The 17,043-nt window shown below is 51.3% G+C and carries 13 protein-coding genes and 1 pseudogene; 9 read left to right on the plus strand and 5 right to left on the minus strand.

Features of this window, described 5'->3' with window-relative positions; genetic code table 11:
* Positions 1 to 27: 27 nt before the first annotated feature.
* Complete coding sequence (locus EHN07_RS18925) at positions 28 to 915, minus strand: acyltransferase (protein ID WP_124025561.1); 888 nt, start codon at positions 913 to 915, stop codon at positions 28 to 30.
* A gap of 446 nt (positions 916 to 1,361) precedes the next feature.
* Between EHN07_RS18925 and polA the strand changes: the two genes are divergently transcribed.
* Positions 1,362 to 4,154, plus strand: a complete 2,793-nt coding sequence (gene polA, locus EHN07_RS18930) for a DNA polymerase I (protein WP_124025562.1) — start codon at positions 1,362 to 1,364, stop codon at positions 4,152 to 4,154.
* Between the two features lie 153 nt (positions 4,155 to 4,307).
* Positions 4,308 to 4,355, plus strand: a complete 48-nt coding sequence (spfP, locus tag EHN07_RS20915; protein WP_071892919.1) for a small protein SpfP — start codon at positions 4,308 to 4,310, stop codon at positions 4,353 to 4,355.
* Between the two features lie 85 nt (positions 4,356 to 4,440).
* Here the strand turns inward: spfP and yihA are convergent, their stop codons facing one another.
* Complete coding sequence (gene yihA / locus EHN07_RS18935) at positions 4,441 to 5,097, minus strand: ribosome biogenesis GTP-binding protein YihA/YsxC (RefSeq protein WP_124025563.1); 657 nt, start codon at positions 5,095 to 5,097, stop codon at positions 4,441 to 4,443.
* Between the two features lie 586 nt (positions 5,098 to 5,683).
* Here yihA and yihI point away from each other — a divergent pair.
* Positions 5,684 to 6,199, plus strand: a complete 516-nt coding sequence (gene yihI / locus EHN07_RS18940; protein ID WP_124025564.1) for a Der GTPase-activating protein YihI — start codon at positions 5,684 to 5,686, stop codon at positions 6,197 to 6,199.
* 149 nt (positions 6,200 to 6,348) lie between these two features.
* Positions 6,349 to 7,722, plus strand: coding sequence for an oxygen-independent coproporphyrinogen III oxidase (hemN, locus tag EHN07_RS18945; RefSeq protein WP_124025565.1), 1,374 nt, complete (start codon positions 6,349 to 6,351; stop codon positions 7,720 to 7,722).
* A gap of 55 nt (positions 7,723 to 7,777) precedes the next feature.
* Here the strand turns inward: hemN and glnG are convergent, their stop codons facing one another.
* The 3 genes and pseudogenes from glnG to glnA form a co-directional block, all read right to left on the minus strand.
* Positions 7,778 to 9,187: a nitrogen regulation protein NR(I) gene (glnG, locus tag EHN07_RS18950; protein ID WP_124025566.1), complete on the minus strand. Its 1,410-nt coding sequence runs from the start codon at positions 9,185 to 9,187 to the stop codon at positions 7,778 to 7,780.
* 8 nt (positions 9,188 to 9,195) lie between these two features.
* Positions 9,196 to 10,244 (minus strand): annotated as a pseudogene (gene glnL / locus EHN07_RS18955) (nitrogen regulation protein NR(II)).
* A 145-nt stretch (positions 10,245 to 10,389) separates the two neighbouring features.
* Positions 10,390 to 11,799, minus strand: coding sequence for a glutamate--ammonia ligase (gene glnA, locus EHN07_RS18960; RefSeq protein WP_124025567.1), 1,410 nt, complete (start codon positions 11,797 to 11,799; stop codon positions 10,390 to 10,392).
* A 375-nt stretch (positions 11,800 to 12,174) separates the two neighbouring features.
* Here glnA and typA point away from each other — a divergent pair, with 375 nt between their 5' ends.
* From typA to fabY, 5 genes are all read left to right on the plus strand, one after another.
* Positions 12,175 to 14,001 carry a ribosome-dependent GTPase TypA gene (typA, locus tag EHN07_RS18965; RefSeq protein WP_124025568.1) on the plus strand — a complete coding sequence of 609 codons (1,827 nt, stop codon included), beginning with the start codon at positions 12,175 to 12,177 and terminating at the stop codon, positions 13,999 to 14,001.
* Between the two features lie 152 nt (positions 14,002 to 14,153).
* Positions 14,154 to 14,750 (plus strand): glucose-1-phosphatase, encoded by a 597-nt coding sequence (yihX, locus tag EHN07_RS18970; protein ID WP_124025569.1) that lies wholly within the window; start codon positions 14,154 to 14,156, stop codon positions 14,748 to 14,750.
* Positions 14,747 to 15,619 carry a virulence factor BrkB family protein gene (locus EHN07_RS18975; RefSeq protein ID WP_124025570.1) on the plus strand — a complete coding sequence of 291 codons (873 nt, stop codon included), beginning with the start codon at positions 14,747 to 14,749 and terminating at the stop codon, positions 15,617 to 15,619. Before yihX ends, EHN07_RS18975 begins: the two co-directional genes overlap by 4 nt.
* Positions 15,616 to 16,053 carry a D-aminoacyl-tRNA deacylase gene (gene dtd / locus EHN07_RS18980; RefSeq protein ID WP_124025571.1) on the plus strand — a complete coding sequence of 146 codons (438 nt, stop codon included), beginning with the start codon at positions 15,616 to 15,618 and terminating at the stop codon, positions 16,051 to 16,053. Before EHN07_RS18975 ends, dtd begins: the two co-directional genes overlap by 4 nt.
* 44 nt (positions 16,054 to 16,097) lie before the next feature.
* Positions 16,098 to 17,039 (plus strand): fatty acid biosynthesis protein FabY, encoded by a 942-nt coding sequence (fabY, locus tag EHN07_RS18985; protein ID WP_124025572.1) that lies wholly within the window; start codon positions 16,098 to 16,100, stop codon positions 17,037 to 17,039.
* The last annotated feature ends 4 nt before the right edge of the window (positions 17,040 to 17,043 follow it).

Genomic DNA, 17,043 nt, shown 5'->3' on the forward strand with positions numbered 1-17,043 from the left:
GCATTAGGGCAATCGACCGGCTTTCTTTTATCGTTTAATGCTCGTCAGCAGCGCGTCTTTCTCATGCCATAGCGCATTCAGCCACTGCTGGAAGTATCGCTTAAACCCTTTGTCATTCACATAATCACCATGCAGATCCTCGGTAACAGGCAGCAGTGACACCCTCACCACAATCTTTGTCATCTTCCCGGTTAGCATGTCATAGAACGGCCTTTGAGCATTCTCAGGATAGCAAAGCGTCACATTGAGCAGCTTATCGAACTGTTTTCCCAATACATTGAGCGTCATGGCTATGCCTGCGGCTTTCGGGGGAAGCAGATTCTGAAATGCCGAACGAGTCTGTAATCGTTTCTGGTCAGTGAAGCGCGAACCTTCGACGAAATTCACAATGGTTGTCGGGTGCGTGCGAAATTTCTCGCAGGAGCGGCGGGTTGTTTCAACGTCTTTACCCCGTTGTTCCGGGTGGCGGAGTAAATATCCGCGCGAGTAGCGTTTCATGAATGGCATATCCAGAGCCCAACATGCCAGCCCCATAAACGGCACCCAGGCGAGCTGCTGCTTTAAAAAGTATTTGTTCATCGGGATATGTTTGCGGAACAGCACGCATAAAATAACGATATCAGCCCAGCTTCGGTGATTACAGATCAGCAAATACCAGTTCTTTTTGCTGAGTTCATCAAGCCCTTCTACATCCCATTTTAAATGTGGATTAAGCCTGAGCAGCCATGCCAGGCCCTCACACCAGCAGTACATCATCAAATCGGCAAATACTGAGATGGAACGCCAGATAAAAGGAACAGGTAACAGGAGTTTAATGATACCAGCAATAATAATGGGTATTGAGCAGGCAACGGTCACCAGAATGGTGAGCACGACGCTAAAAACCAACGTTATTGCGGCGAATATTTTCGACATAAATATATTTTTCAGATAGTTAGGTAGCGTCAGCGGTTGAGGAGATGAATAATAAAGCGAGAATTTTACCAGAAATCTATGGGGAATGATGAAACTAAAGCGGTTGATTAAAAAACCCAGCAGGTGGGCTGGCAATATTATTGGTCTATAACAAAATTAATTTTTATATCCACATTTATCACGTAGGCAAAAAATAATTCTTTATTGAATAGCTTAACTTCAAGTAATTGATATATATAGAAACTTACCATCAAGGAGATTTCATTTTATCGCAATAATCAATTGCTTAAAGAATTATGCACAAACTTATCCACAATATTGATCCAGAGTGCGATCCTGAAGATCAACAAAACTTTTCACCTTATCTCGCTCAAAAGTTCATGTTTTCAGCCAGGCTATGGCATCCTTTAGCGATAAACTAAAAACCAGTCACGGAACGGAACATTATGGTTCAGATCGCGCAAAACCCACTTATCCTCGTTGATGGCTCATCCTACCTTTATCGTGCCTATCATGCCTTTCCACCGCTGACCAATAGCAAAGGTGAACCGACCGGGGCGATGTATGGCGTGCTGAACATGCTGCGTAGCCTGCTGTTGCAGTACCAGCCGACTCATGCCGCCGTGGTTTTTGATGCCAAAGGCAAAACCTTCCGTGACGAACTGTTTGAGCATTATAAATCTCACCGTCCACCTATGCCTGACGATCTACGGGCGCAAATCGAGCCGCTTCATGCGATGGTGAAAGCGATGGGGCTGCCTCTGCTTGCCGTTTCTGGCGTAGAAGCCGACGATGTGATTGGCACGCTGGCGCTTGAGGCTGAGCGCGTTGGCCGCCCGGTGCTTATCAGTACCGGTGACAAAGATATGGCACAGCTGGTGACGCCTGGCGTGACGCTTATCAACACCATGACCAATACCATTCTGGGGCCGGATGAGGTCCGTGCGAAATATGGCGTACCGCCCGAGCTTATCATCGACTTCCTGGCCTTAATGGGTGATTCATCGGATAACATCCCTGGCGTGCCGGGAGTGGGTGAAAAAACGGCGCAGGCATTGCTACAGGGGTTGGGCAGCCTCGATACGCTATACGCCAACCCTGAAAAAATTGCCGGATTGACATTCCGTGGTGCCAAAACCATGGCGGCGAAGCTTGAGCAAAGCAAAGAGCTTGCCTACCTCTCTTATAAACTGGCGACGATCAAAACGGATGTGGAGCTTGAGCTAGGCTGTGAACAACTAGAAGTCCAGCTGCCGGCAGATGAAGAACTGCTTGGCCTGTTCAAACAGTACGAATTTAAACGCTGGATTACCGACGTTGAAGCCGGTAAATGGTTGCAGGCGAAAGGTGCCAAACCGGCGGCGCCAGCTAAAAAAACCATCGAGATTGACGCTGAGGTTGCACCAGAAGAAGCGGCAAGCGCGCTCTCTTATGACAACTACGTCACTATCTTTGAGGAAAGCGTGCTTGAGGAGTGGATTAGCCGCCTGAAGAAAGCCCCGGTTATTGCCTTTGATACTGAAACCGATAGCCTGGATAACATCACTGCGAACCTGGTGGGGCTCTCGTTTGCCACTGAACCCGGCGTTGCCTGTTATATCCCCGTTGCACATGACTATATTGGCGCACCGGTTCAGATCCCACGCGAGCGGGTACTCGAACTGCTAAAGCCGCTGCTTGAGGACGAAAAGGTTCTTAAAGTTGGGCAGAACCTCAAGTATGACCGCGGCATTATGCAGAACTATGATATTGAACTGCGCGGTATTGCCTTCGACACCATGCTTGAGTCCTACATTCTTGATAGCGTTGCGGGCCGCCATGATATGGACAGCCTCTCTTCACGCTGGTTGAAGCACACCACCATTACTTTCGAAGAGATCGCGGGTAAAGGCAAAAAGCAGCTGACCTTTAACCAGATAGACCTGGAGCAAGCCGGGCGTTACGCCGCAGAAGATGCAGACGTGACCCTGCAGCTGCATCTGAAAATGTGGCCGCTGCTTGAAAAGCGTGAAGGGCCGCTCAGCGTCTTTAAGAATATCGACATGCCGCTGGTGCCCGTGCTGTCACGTATTGAACGCAATGGTGTCAAAATTGACCCGGCTATTCTGCGGGCCCATTCAGAGCAGCTGACCAAACGGCTAGCCGAGCTTGAGATAAAAGCGCATGAACTGGCGGGTGAACCGTTTAACCTCTCGTCACCGAAACAGCTCCAGACGATTCTTTTTGAAAAGCAGGGTATTAAACCGCTGAAAAAAACCCCTGGCGGCGCGCCTTCGACTTCTGAGGAGGTGCTTGAAGAGCTGGCTTTGGATCACCCGCTGCCGAAAGTGATCCTTGAAAACCGCGGCCTGGCGAAGCTCAAGTCTACCTATACAGATAAGCTGCCGCTGATGATCAACCCGAAAACCGGGCGTGTACATACTTCTTATCATCAGGCCGTTGCGGCCACCGGGCGCTTATCGTCTACCGAGCCGAATCTGCAAAATATTCCGGTGCGCAACGAAGAAGGGCGTCGTATTCGCCAGGCTTTTATTGCCCCTGAAGATTACCTGATTGTTTCTGCTGACTACTCGCAAATCGAACTGCGTATCATGGCGCATTTATCCCGTGACAAAGGGCTGCTCACCGCATTTGCAGAAGGCAAAGATATCCACCGGGCGACGGCTGCTGAAGTTTTTGGCATTCCTCTGGATAGCGTGTCGGGCGAGCAGCGCCGCAGCGCTAAAGCGATCAACTTTGGCCTGATTTACGGCATGAGCGCATTTGGTCTGTCACGCCAGCTCAATATTCCGCGTAAAGAGTCGCAGAAGTATATGGATCTCTACTTCGAGCGTTATCCTGGCGTGCTGGAGTATATGGAGCGCACCCGCAAGCAGGCGAAAGAGCAGGGCTATGTCGAAACGCTGGATGGCCGCCGTCTCTATCTGCCGGACATCAATTCCAGTAATGCGGCGCGTCGTGCCGGCGCTGAGCGTGCGGCTATCAATGCGCCGATGCAGGGAACGGCGGCGGATATTATTAAACGCGCAATGATTGCGGTGGATGCCTGGCTGGAAGCTGAAAAACCACGCGTGAAAATGATCATGCAGGTACACGATGAACTGGTGTTTGAAGTTCATCAGGACGACCTGGAAGCGGTATCGCAGAAAATCCATGAACTGATGGAAGGCAGCATGAAGCTTGATGTGCCCTTGCTGGTGGAAGTGGGGAGCGGGGCAAACTGGGATGAAGCTCACTAATTAAAGGGATTTATGTAACTAAGCAACATAAATCATAGCTTTTTGTGATGACGCTTCAATATCCGTGTGGAAAGGCTGAAAAAAAACTACAAAAAAGGCTTTTTCAACCGAATAAAAAGGAGTAGAGTTATTTGCGTAGGGTACAGAGGTAAGATGTTCTATCTTTCAGACCTTTTACTTCACGTAATCGGATTTGGCTGAATATTTTAGCCGCCCCAGTCAGTAATGACTGGGGCGTTTTTTATTGGGCGCAGCTCAGAAAAAGCACGGGCGAACCCATGCGTTATTACTCTCCGGACGTTGCGTCGTCTTCTTCAACGCCATCTTCTTCAGTCGCTGGTGCGATATCGTTATACCAACCATCAAGCTTATGACGCAGGATATCGACCCCGATCTTTTTCAGTGACGAAAATGCTTCTACCTGAATATCACCGTTAAACTCTACAACCGCTTCGCGCACCATATTCAGTTGTGCTTTACGCGCACCAGAGGCCAGTTTATCGGCTTTAGTTAGCAGCAGCATCACGGGAATGCCGCTGGCAACAGCCCAGTGAATCATTTGCCGATCGAGGTCTTTCAGCGGATGACGAATATCCATCAGCACCACTAAACCTTTCAGGCTGTTACGCTTTTGCAGATACTCGCCAAGCGCGCGCTGCCATTTCAGTTTTACTTCTTCAGGTACTTCGGCGTAGCCATAGCCCGGTAAATCCACCACACGTAAGCCTTCAGCCACTTCAAACAGGTTGATGAGCTGCGTACGGCCAGGCGTTTTACTGGTTCGCGCCAGGGCTTTCTGGTTGGTCAGCGTATTTAACGCGCTGGATTTCCCTGCGTTAGAGCGGCCTGCGAAAGCAACCTCAATACCGGTATCAGAAGGTAAATGGCGAATATCCGGTGCGCTAAGCACGAAGTGAGTCAGTTGGTAGTTCCAGTTTTTCAAAACGGTTGTCTCCCTCAGGATGAGCATTGTGGGGGATTATACCTGAACATGGGGAAAACGCCGTGTTTCTCGGCGCGGCTGACAGGCTTACAGAAATCCGCCCGCGGTTTGTAAGACATTGACCATTCAGAATGGCAGATAACGCAGCGTTGTGAGATGCAGACATTATTTAAAATACTTATTTAACATATGGTTATTGTGTAAGAGGGGGATTACGGCAATCGCTTAACGCAAATACACATCTTGTAGAATCAAGGGGTAAGAGTAAAGTAAGCGGCACAGGCAAAGGAGAGCCACAAAGGATAGCAACTCAGGATGAGGGTTCAGGAGCGTCATGATGACGAAGAACCAGGGAAATGCCAGGAGGCAACGTCAGGAGACGTTTAAAAAGGACAAGGAACTACACGGAAGTTGTTTGCAAGGGAAAGACAGGGCGTCGAGTGCAAACAGGGATTGTGTGACCAGATAACGGTCCAGAGACAAGAAAAAGGCGACAGGTTAACCTGCCGCCTTTTTTCTTTGCTTGCTTTCTGCTAGATTCCGCCGCAATTCTATACTGAATAAAAATGGCTCAAGATAACCTATTATGAAGCAACAAAACTCAGCAGCACCTGGTTCCAGACCTTCAAAAGCACGTCGTAAAACCCGTGAAGAACTCGATCGCGAAGCGCGTGACCGTAAACGCGATAAAAAACACAGCGGACACGCTGCGGGTAGCCGTGCAACTGGCGGCACTGCGGCAAAAAGTGGATCCGCTAGCGCTCAGGCTAAAGATCCGCGTATCGGCAGTAAAAAACCCGTTGCTCTGGGCGTTACTGAAGTCCAGGTCAAGAAACCAAAACAGCACAAACCTAAAGTTGAGAAACCTATGCTTACACCACAGGCTGAACTGGATTTGCTGGAAAATGATGAGCGCCTGGACGCGCTGCTGGAACGTCTTGAAGAAGGCGAAAAACTTAATGCAGAAGAGCAGGCGTGGGTTAACGCTAAGCTCGATCGCATCGATGCCCTGATGGAAGAGCTCGGCATCGCTTACGATGATGACGAAGATGAAGAAGAGAAGGGAGATGATTTGATGCGCCTGCTCAAAGGCACTGACTAACGGTCTGGCTCAATGGGATTGCCTGTTCTTTGCGTGGTTATTCCGCTGGTGTGTTATCTGCTGTGGTTATTCGTTAAACTACGGCGGCTGTCGCGATTACAAAAGTCGTTGCGCCGTCAACGAATGCGGCATCACCGGAGGGAGTAAGCATGTCTGAGCAGTTAATCGATTGGGATTTGGCCCTGATCCAGAAATATAATTATTCAGGGCCGCGTTATACCTCTTATCCCACCGCGCTGGAGTTTTCAGAAAGCTTCGGCGAGGCGGCGTTTCTTGACGCGGTTGCTCGTTACCCTGAGCGCCCGCTGTCGCTGTATGTCCATATCCCGTTTTGCCACAAACTTTGCTATTTCTGCGGCTGCAATAAAATCGTTACCCGCCAGACGCACAAGGCCGATCAATATTTAGATGCTCTGGAGCAAGAGATTGCCCACCGTGCGCCGCTTTTTAAAGGCCGTCACGTGAGTCAACTGCATTGGGGTGGCGGTACGCCTACTTATCTGAGTAAAGTGCAGATAAGCCGTCTGATGGGGCTGCTACGTGGTCATTTCAATTTCACCGAAGACGCAGAGCTGTCTATCGAGATTGATCCGCGTGAAATCGAACTCGATGTACTCGACCATTTGCGCCAGCAAGGATTTACCCGCCTGAGCATGGGAGTGCAGGATTTCAACAAAGAAGTGCAGCGCCTGGTTAACCGTGAACAGGACGAAGAGTTTATCTTCGCGCTCATTCAACGTGCGCGTGAGCTCGGTTTTACCTCGACCAATATCGATTTGATCTATGGGCTGCCAAAGCAAACGCCTGAAAGTTTTGCCTTCACGCTTAAACGTGTCGCTGAACTTAGCCCGCACCGTCTGAGTGTTTTCAACTACGCACATTTGCCGACGCTGTTCGCGGCGCAGCGCAAAATTAAAGATGCCGATTTACCCAGCGCCCAGCAAAAACTCGATATCCTGCAAGAAACCATTGGGTCATTGACCCGCGCGGGATACCAGTTTATCGGCATGGACCACTTCGCGCGCCCGGATGATGAACTGGCGATTGCGCAGCGCGAAGGGAAATTGCACCGCAACTTCCAGGGCTATACCACGCAGGGCGATACCGATCTGCTGGGGATGGGGGTTTCCGCCATCAGCATGATTGGCGATTGCTACGCGCAGAATCAGAAAGAGCTAAAGAGCTATTATCAGCAGGTTGATAGCCAGGGCGATGCGCTGTGGCGTGGCCTGGCATTAACCCGCGATGACTGCATTCGACGTGATGTTATCAAAGCGCTGATCTGTAATTTCCAGCTCAAGTTTGCGCAAATCGAGTCGCTTTGGGAGCTGAATTTTGCTGAGTATTTTGCCGAAGATCTGAAATTGCTGGCGCCGCTGGCGAAAGATGGGCTGGTGGATCTCAACGGCAAACACATTCAGGTGACGGCAAAAGGTCGCCTGCTAATCCGTAATATCTGCATGTGTTTTGATAGTTACTTACGTCAGAAAGCGCGGCTGCAACAGTTCTCGCGCGTGATATAAATAAAAAAGGGCCGTATTCACGGCCCGTTTCTTCACACGTTACTGCAAATGAACGCTATTCCATCCCCAGCTCTTTAAGCTTACGGGTCAGGGTGTTTCTTCCCCAACCGAGTAATCTCGCCGCTTCCTGCTTATGGCCCTGGGTATGGCGTAGCGCAGTGGTTAACAAGGTGCGCTCCATCTCTGGCTGAGCTTCGGAAAGGAGATTCTGATGGCCGGAGCGTAATGCGCGGTCTGCCCACTGTGCCAGCAGCGTGGCCCAGCTATCGGACTGAGAATGCGTTGGGCTATCGGGGATGGTGGTTTCAAACAGCTCCGCAGGCAAATCCTGAATCAGTACTTCCTGACCGGCCGCCATCACGGTTAGCCAGCGGCAGGTATTCTCTAACTGGCGCACGTTTCCAGGCCAGCTGAGACGCGTTAAGGCATTTTCCGTTTCCGGATGCAGCAGCTTTGCCTCCACGCCCAGCTCCTGAGCGGCAATCTGCAGGAAATGGCGGGCGAGGCGTGGGATATCTTCACGACGTTCGCGCAGCGGCGGTAGATGGACGCGAATCACGTTCAGGCGATGGAATAAATCCTCGCGGAATTTCCCTTCCTGCACGCGCAGCTCAAGGTTCTGGTGCGTCGCGGCAATAATCCGCACATCGACTTTCACCGGCGCGTAGCCACCCACGCGGTAAAACTGCCCGTCGGCTAACACGCGCAGTAAGCGAGTTTGTACATCCAGCGGCATATCACCGATCTCATCGAGGAACAGCGTGCCGCCGTCAGCCTGCTCAAAACGGCCCTGGCGGATTTGATTGGCACCGGTAAACGCGCCTTTCTCATGGCCAAACAGCTCAGACTCAATCAAATCTTTTGGGATTGCGGCCATATTCAGCGCAATAAAAGGAGATTTAGCGCGTGGGCTGTGGCGATGCAATGCGTGGGCAACCAGCTCTTTACCCGTACCGGATTCGCCGTTAATCAGCACGCTTATTGATGAACGGGACAAGCGGCCAATAATGCGAAACACATCCTGCATTGCCGGTGCTTCACCGATAATATCGGTGGTCGGCCCATTCACCTGAACATTGCGCGGCTGCTGCTGTTCCTGATAGTGGCTGATGGCGCGCTCAACAAGCGCTACGGCCTCATCAATATCAAAAGGTTTTGGCAGGTAATCAAAAGCACCTTGTTGATAGGCGCTTACCGCGGCTTCAAGGTCTGAATGAGCCGTCATTATGATGACCGGCAACATCGGGTGGCGTTGTTTAATCTGTTTTAGCAGGGCTAAACCGTCCATGCCGGGCATGCGGATATCAGATAACAAAACGTCCGGGGTCTTGGTGGTCAGAGCGTTCAGGACTTCGCTGCCGTTCTCAAAGGCGGTGCAGCTTAAACCCGCCCCGGCCAGCGCGCGTTCCAGCACCCAGCGAATGGAGCTATCGTCATCAACGATCCAGACTATCCCTCGTTGCATAAAGACCTCTACTTACGAATAGGCAGGTAAACCGAAAATTCGGTATGCCCTGGCCAACTGTTAAATTCGATTTTTCCCGAATGCTGATCGATAAGGTTGCGCGCAATAGAAAGGCCTAAACCGGTTCCTCCCTCACGTCCGCTCACCATCGGGTAGAATAGCGTGTCCTGCAGATGGGCCGGAATGCCCGGACCGTTGTCTTCAACATCAATACGTGCAGCCAGACGGTAGCGTGTGCCATGCAGCGTCAGCTGAAAGGCGGTGCGCGTACGCAACACAATTTCTCCACCCTCGCAGCCCAGCGCCTGAAGGGCATTGCGTACAATATTTAATAAAATCTGTTCAATCTGGTCGGGATCGTGCGCCAATTCCGGCAAACTTGGGTCATAATCTCTGACCAGCGTTACGTTTGCGGGTAACTCCATCGACACCAGCGTCATCACACGTTCGGTCACTTTATGGATACTTTCAGTGATGTGCATCCCTGGCTGCTGTGGCCCTAACAGGCGATCCACCAAATTACGCAAGCGGTCTGCCTGCTCAATAATCACTTTGGTGTATTCAGTCAGCGACGGGTCTGGCAAGCTTTCGCCAGCAGTTGCGCGGCACCGCGTAAGCCACCAAGCGGATTTTTAATCTCATGCGCCAGGCCACGCACTAAATCGCGGGCGGCAATTTGCTGGGCATGCTGTAACTGTTCCTGACTTAAACGGCGCTGGTTATCCATCGGGGCCATTTCCATCAGGATGTAGCCTTCTGGTAAACGCTGGGCTGTCAGGGAAAGAATATGGGAGCGGCTATCAATAACCAGCGTGACTTCGTTATCGGTAAAACCCTGGCCTGCGATCAGGCTTTCCTGCATTAAGCCAATATTTAACGAAAAGTAACTCAACAGCTCTGGAAGCGGCGTGCCGTACAGCTTGCGCGAACTCTGCGCCAAAAGTTGCTGCGCCGCCGGATTGGCGTAATGCACCGCCAGCTCGTCATCCACCAGTAAAATACTGTTGATTAGAGAATTCAGGATCTGCCCAGCATCGGGCAGCGTGCCGGTTGCCATATAGCAGTCTCCGATAAATTGCACTGTGATGGTGCATTATAGTGTTCTGCCGGCAAAATTTGCTGTGGCAGCAGGTTATTTGTGGAGAAAAAAGCCCATCTGAAGATGGGCTGAAAGTTTCCACGGCAACAAAAAACGACGCTGATTAAACGCTGTAGTACAACTCAAACTCTACCGGGTGTGGCGTCATGCGCACGCGGTCGTTTTCTTCAATGCGCAGCGCGATGTAAGCATCGATGGCATCGTCAGTGAACACGCCGCCCGCGGTCAGGAACTCGCGGTCTTGATCCAGTGCGCTCAGTGCTTCTTCCAGAGAGCCTGCAACCTGTGGGATCTCTTTTGCTTCTTCTGGCGGCAGGTCATACAGGTTTTTGTCCATTGCTTCACCCGGATGGATTTTGTTCTTGATACCATCAAGGCCAGCCATCAGCAGCGCTGCGAAGCACAGGTACGGGTTAGCCGCTGGGTCCGGGAAGCGCACTTCGATACGACGTGCCTTCGGAGACGCAACCACTGGGATACGAATGGAAGCAGAACGGTTACGGGCAGAGTAAGCCAGCATAACTGGAGCTTCATAACCCGGGACCAGGCGCTTGTAAGAGTTGGTGGTTGGGTTAGACAGGGCATTGATGGCTTTAGCGTGTTTGATAACACCGCCGATGTAGTACAGCGCTTGCTCAGACAGGCCTGCGTATTTGTCGCCAGAGAACAGGTTTACGCCGTTCTTAGACAGAGACATGTGGCAGTGCATACCGGAACCGTTATCGCCAAACATTGGTTTTGGCATAAAGGTCGCAGTTTTGCCGTAGGCGTGAGCAACGTTGTGAACCACATACTTGTAGATCTGAATTTCATCTGCTTTTTTGGTCATGGTGTTGAAGCGGGTAGCCACTTCGTTCTGACCAGCCGTTGCCACTTCGTGGTGGTGAGCTTCAACAACCAGGCCCATTTGCTCCATCGTCAGACACATTGCAGAGCGCAGGTCTTGTGCGGAATCAACCGGTGGAACCGGGAAGTAACCGCCTTTAACCGCAGGACGGTGGCCTTTGTTGCCGCCTTCGTATTTGGTGCCGGTGTTCCATGCGCCTTCGATATCATCGATAGCAACGTGAGAGCCGGAGATGGAACTGCCGAAACGAATGTCATCGAACAGGAAGAATTCTGGCTCTGGCCCGAACAGCACGGTGTCGGCGATGCCGGTAGAGCGCAGGTAGTCTTCTGCACGTTTAGCGATGGAGCGCGGGTCGCGGTCATAGCCCTGCAGGGTGCCTGGCTCAAGAATGTCGCAACGGATGATCAGCGTAGAATCAGCGAAGAACGGATCGATAACCGCGGTAGACGCATCTGGCATCAGCACCATGTCGGATTCGTTGATGCCTTTCCAGCCACCAATCGAGGAGCCATCAAACATTTTGCCTTCTTCGAAGAATTCGGCATTTACCTGGTGAGCAGGGATTGTGACGTGCTGTTCTTTACCTTTGGTGTCAGTGAAGCGCAAATCAACAAATTTCACTTCATGCTCATTCAGCATCGTCAATACGTGTTCAGCGGACATACTTAACTCTCCCGGATTGGTGATTGTCGTCGTGGTAACGAGGTGTTCAATACTTTCTCAATTGGCTTTTCGCCCTGAAATGATTAAAGCGAAATCTGTGCCAACTTTTAAATTACCCCCAAAAGGCGCTATCATGCGCGCTATAGTGCAAAAGGGCTGCACCATGATGGATAGTTTGCACCAATGTAGTGCTTCAGTCTGAGATTTGAGCACCATATTGGTGCAATTTTCGTTAAGGTGCCCTTTTTTGCTCCGTGAAAGCGATCACAAACCCTTACTTTCAACATTGTTTGTAAAGGTTCTTTGTGATCCTGTTTAGTCCTTCGATTAATACGTGTACAATAACGCGCTATTTCTAATGCCTGAGGCAAAGTTGTGATCGAAAATCTGCGTAATATCGCCATCATCGCGCACGTTGACCATGGTAAAACTACCCTGGTTGATAAGCTGCTGCAGCAATCTGGTACTTTCAGTAACGAACGTGCTGAAGCTACCGAACGCGTGATGGACTCCAACGATTTGGAGAAAGAGCGTGGGATTACCATCCTCGCTAAAAACACCGCTATCAAATGGAATGACTACCGTATCAACATCGTTGATACCCCTGGGCACGCCGACTTCGGTGGTGAAGTTGAACGTGTAATGTCCATGGTAGACTCCGTTCTGCTGGTCGTTGACGCAATGGATGGCCCAATGCCGCAGACGCGCTTCGTAACCAAGAAGGCCTTTGCCCACGGTTTGAAGCCAATTGTTGTTATCAACAAAGTTGACCGTCCTGGCGCGCGTCCTGACTGGGTTGTTGATCAGGTCTTCGATCTGTTCGTTAACCTTGACGCCACCGACGAGCAGCTTGATTTCCCAATCATCTATGCATCTGCATTGATGGGGATCGCGGGTAACGATCATGCTGATATGGCGGAAGATATGACTCCGTTGTACCAGGCGATTGTTGACCACGTTAAAGCACCAAGCGTTGACCTTGATGGTCCGTTCCAGATGCAAATCTCCCAGCTTGATTACAACAACTACGTTGGCGTTATCGGCATCGGTCGCATCAAGCGCGGTAAAGTGAAGCCTAACCAGCAGATCACTATCATCGATAGCGAAGGTAAAACGCGTAACGGTAAAGTCGGTAAAGTACTGACCCACCTCGGCCTGGAGCGTATTGAGTCCACCGAAGCGGAAGCTGGTGACATCATCGCGATTACCGGCCTGGGCGAGCTGAACATCTCCGACACCCTTTGCGATACGCAAAATGTTGAAGCGCTGCCAGCACTGTCTGTTGATGAACCAACGGTTACCATGTTCTTCAACGTCAACACCTCTCCGTTCTGTGGCAAAGAGGGTAAATTCGTTACCTCTCGTCAGATCCTTGACCGCCTGAACAAAGAGCTGGTGCACAACGTGGCACTGCGTGTTGAAGAAACCGAAGATGCGGATGCATTCCGTGTATCCGGCCGTGGCGAACTGCACCTGTCTGTACTGATCGAAAACATGCGTCGTGAAGGCTTCGAACTGGCTGTGTCCCGTCCGAAAGTTATCAACCGTATGATCGACGGTCGTATGCAAGAGCCGTTCGAAAACGTGACTCTGGATATCGAAGAGCAGCACCAGGGTTCTGTGATGCAGGCGATGGGCGAACGTAAGGGCGATGTCAAAGACATGATCCCTGACGGCAAAGGTCGTATCCGTCTGGATTACCTGATCCCGGCACGTGGCCTGATCGGCTTCCGTACCGAGTTCATGACCATGACTTCTGGTACCGGTCTGCTGTACTCCACATTCAGCCACTACGACGACGTGAAGCCAGGTGAAATCGGCCAGCGCCAGAACGGCGTGCTGATCTCTAACGGCCAGGGTAAAGCGGTTGCGTTTGCGCTGTTCGGCCTGCAGGATCGCGGCAAGTTGTTCCTGGGCCACGGTGCTGAAGTTTATGAAGGTCAGATCATCGGTATTCACAGTCGTTCTAACGACCTGACTGTAAACTGCCTGACCGGTAAGAAACTGACTAACATGCGTGCGTCCGGTACTGACGAAGCCACCACTCTGGTTCCGGCACAGAAGATGTCTCTGGAGCAAGCTCTGGAATTCATCGATGATGACGAACTGGTAGAAGTGACGCCGACTTCCGTCCGTATTCGTAAACGTCACCTGACTGAAAACGACCGCAAACGCGCGGGCCGTGGCGGCAAAGAAGCGTAAGTTTCTTTCCTGCAAAGCATTAAAGCCCTGCCTGTTTAGGCGGGGCTTTTTTTTGCTTAATACCTTGCAGAACCTGCATACCGTTATTCCAGCAATAGTCAAAGTCCCGCTTTACCGCTACAGTTATTTGTCCATGCGCAAAGGAGAGGCTTATGCTGTATATCTTTGATTTAGGTAACGTCATTGTGGATATCGACTTTAACCGCGTGATGGGGGTCTGGAGCGATTACAGCCGGGTACCGCTGGCGAATCTGCAAAAAAGTTTTGTGATGGGTGAGGCGTTCGAGCGCCACGAACGCGGGCAAATTAGCGATGAAGAGTTTGCGGCGGCTGTGTGTGAAGAAATGGGTATGGCGCTAAGCTTTGAGCAGTTTTCCACGGGCTGGCAGGCTATTTTTGTTGGCCTGCGTCCGGAAGTTATCGCGGTGATGCACAGGCTGCGTGAACTGGGCCATCGTGTGGTTGTGCTTTCCAATACCAACCGCTTACACACTTATTTCTGGCCCGGTGAATACCCGCAAATTGCCGAGGCGGCGGATAAAATCTATCTGTCGCAGGAAATGGGGATGCGTAAACCTGATGTCGGGATCTATCAAAAAGTTCTCGAAATGGAAGGTTTTTCGCCACATGAGACGGTCTTTTTTGACGACAACGCCGATAATATTAAAGGCGCTCAACGGTTGGGTATCACCAGCATTCTGGTGACCGGAAAAGAGACGGTACCTGACTATTTCGCAAAAAATCTATGATAAAAAACCTGCGCCGCAAAACGAGTCAACATTTCAGCCCATTGATTGCGTGGGCTAAATTACTCTGGCATCGCATCGACCAGGATAATATGACCACGCTTGCAGGCAATCTTGCTTACGTCTCCCTGCTCTCGCTGGTGCCTTTGGTGGCAGTGGTGTTTGCTTTGTTTGCGGCTTTTCCAATGTTTGCCGACGTTAGCCTCCAGCTTCGTCATTTTGTCTTCTCAAATTTCCTGCCGGCAACCGGCGATATCATTCAGCGCTATATCGAACAGTTTGTGGCTAACTCCAGTAAGATGACGGCGGTGGGGGCCTGTGGCCTTATCGTTACCGCATTATTACTGATGTATGCCGTGGACAGCGCGCTCAACACCATCTGGCGCAGCGCGCGCGCAAGGCCAAAAATTTACTCATTTGCTGTCTACTGGATGATTTTAACGCTTGGGCCGCTGCTTGCCGGGGCGAGCCTGGCGATCAGTTCATATCTGCTGTCGATGCGCTGGGTGACGGGTTTTAACAGCACAATTGATATCGGATTGCGTATTTTCCCGTTGCTGCTCTCCTGGCTGTCATTCTGGATGTTATACAGCATCGTTCCAACCACCCGGGTGCCGGTGCGTGATGCACTGATTGGCTCGCTGGTGGCGGCGCTTTTGTTTGAGCTGGGCAAGAAGGGGTTTGCCCTCTACATCACTATGTTCCCCTCTTATCAATTGATTTACGGCGTGTTAGCCGTGATCCCTATTTTGTTTGTCTGGGTCTACTGGACCTGGTGTATCGTGTTGCTCGGTGCCGAAATTACTGTCACTCTCGGCGATTACCGCAGGCTTCGCATTGAAGCACAGCAGGAAGAATTGGAAGAACCATGATTGCATTAATTCAGCGTGTCACCCACGCTCGCGTTACCGTGGATGGTGAAGTGACGGGTGAAATTGGCCCGGGACTTTTAGTGTTATTGGGTGTCGAAAAAGAAGATAACGAACAGAAAGCGAATCGCCTTTGCGAACGTGTTTTGGGTTACCGCATTTTTGGCGATGAAAATGACAAGATGAATCTGAACGTTCAGCAAGCCGGTGGCAGCGTGCTGGTGGTGTCGCAGTTTACCCTCGCCGCCGATACCGAACGGGGTATGCGTCCGAGTTTTTCTGGCGGTGCCGAACCAAAGCTTGCTGAAGAGTTGTATGAATATTTTGTTGAACGCTGTCGAAACCAGGGCATTGTTGCCGAAACAGGGCGCTTTGCCGCCGATATGAAAGTCAGCCTGACCAATGATGGCCCGGTGACGTTTTGGTTACAGGTCTGAATTCGCAGTCTTTACGGTCCCGCGTAACAAGAGAGAGTACATGTATGTATCACCTTCGCGTACCGCAAACCGAAGAAGAGCTTGAGCTCTATTACCAGTTTCGCTGGGAGATGTTGCGCAAGCCGCTGCATCAACCTAAAGGCTCCGAGCGCGATGCGTGGGATGCCATGGCCCATCACCAGATGGTGGTGGACGAAGAGGGCAACCCGGTTGCCATTGGGCGCTTGTATATCAATGCCGATAACGAAGCGGCCATTCGCTTTATGGCGGTTCACCCGTCGGTGCAAGATAAGGGGCTGGGTACGCTGGTGGCGATGACGCTTGAGTCCGTCGCGCGCCAGGAAGGGGTGAAACGTGTGGTGTGTAGCGCACGCGAAGATGCTGTCGAGTTCTTTGCCAAATTGGGCTTTGAGAATCAGGGCGAAATTACCACGCCGTCGACCACCCCGATCCGTCACTATTTGATGATCAAACCCGTCGCGTCGCTGGATGACATTCTCCATCGCGCCGACTGGTGCGGCCAGCTGCAGCAGGCCTGGTATGAGCACATTCCATTAAGTGAAAAAATGGGCGTGCGCATTCTGCAATATACCGGGCAGAAATTCATTACCACCATGCCGGAAGCAGGCAACCAGAACCCACACCAGACCTTGTTCGCCGGTAGCCTGTTTTCATTAGCCACGCTGACCGGCTGGGGGCTGATTTGGCTGATGCTGCGTGAGCGCCATCTTGGCGGCACAATTATTCTGGCGGATGCGCATATCCGCTATAGCAGCCCGATCGCTGGAAGACCGGGGGCGATTGCTGACCTGGGGTCGTTGAGCGGCGATCTTGACCGCCTGGCGCGTGGCCGCAAAGCTCGCGTTGCACTGCAAGTTGAGCTTTACGGTGATGAGAAACAGGGCGCTGTTTTTGAAGGCGTCTATCTGGTTCTGCCCGCTAAACCGTTCGGGCCGCTTGAAGAAGGCGGCAACGAAGAAGAGTAACAGC

Origin of the sequence: Buttiauxella warmboldiae, assembly GCF_003818135.1 — a bacterium.
In the GTDB taxonomy this organism is placed as follows: Bacteria; Pseudomonadota; Gammaproteobacteria; order Enterobacterales; family Enterobacteriaceae; genus Buttiauxella; species Buttiauxella warmboldiae.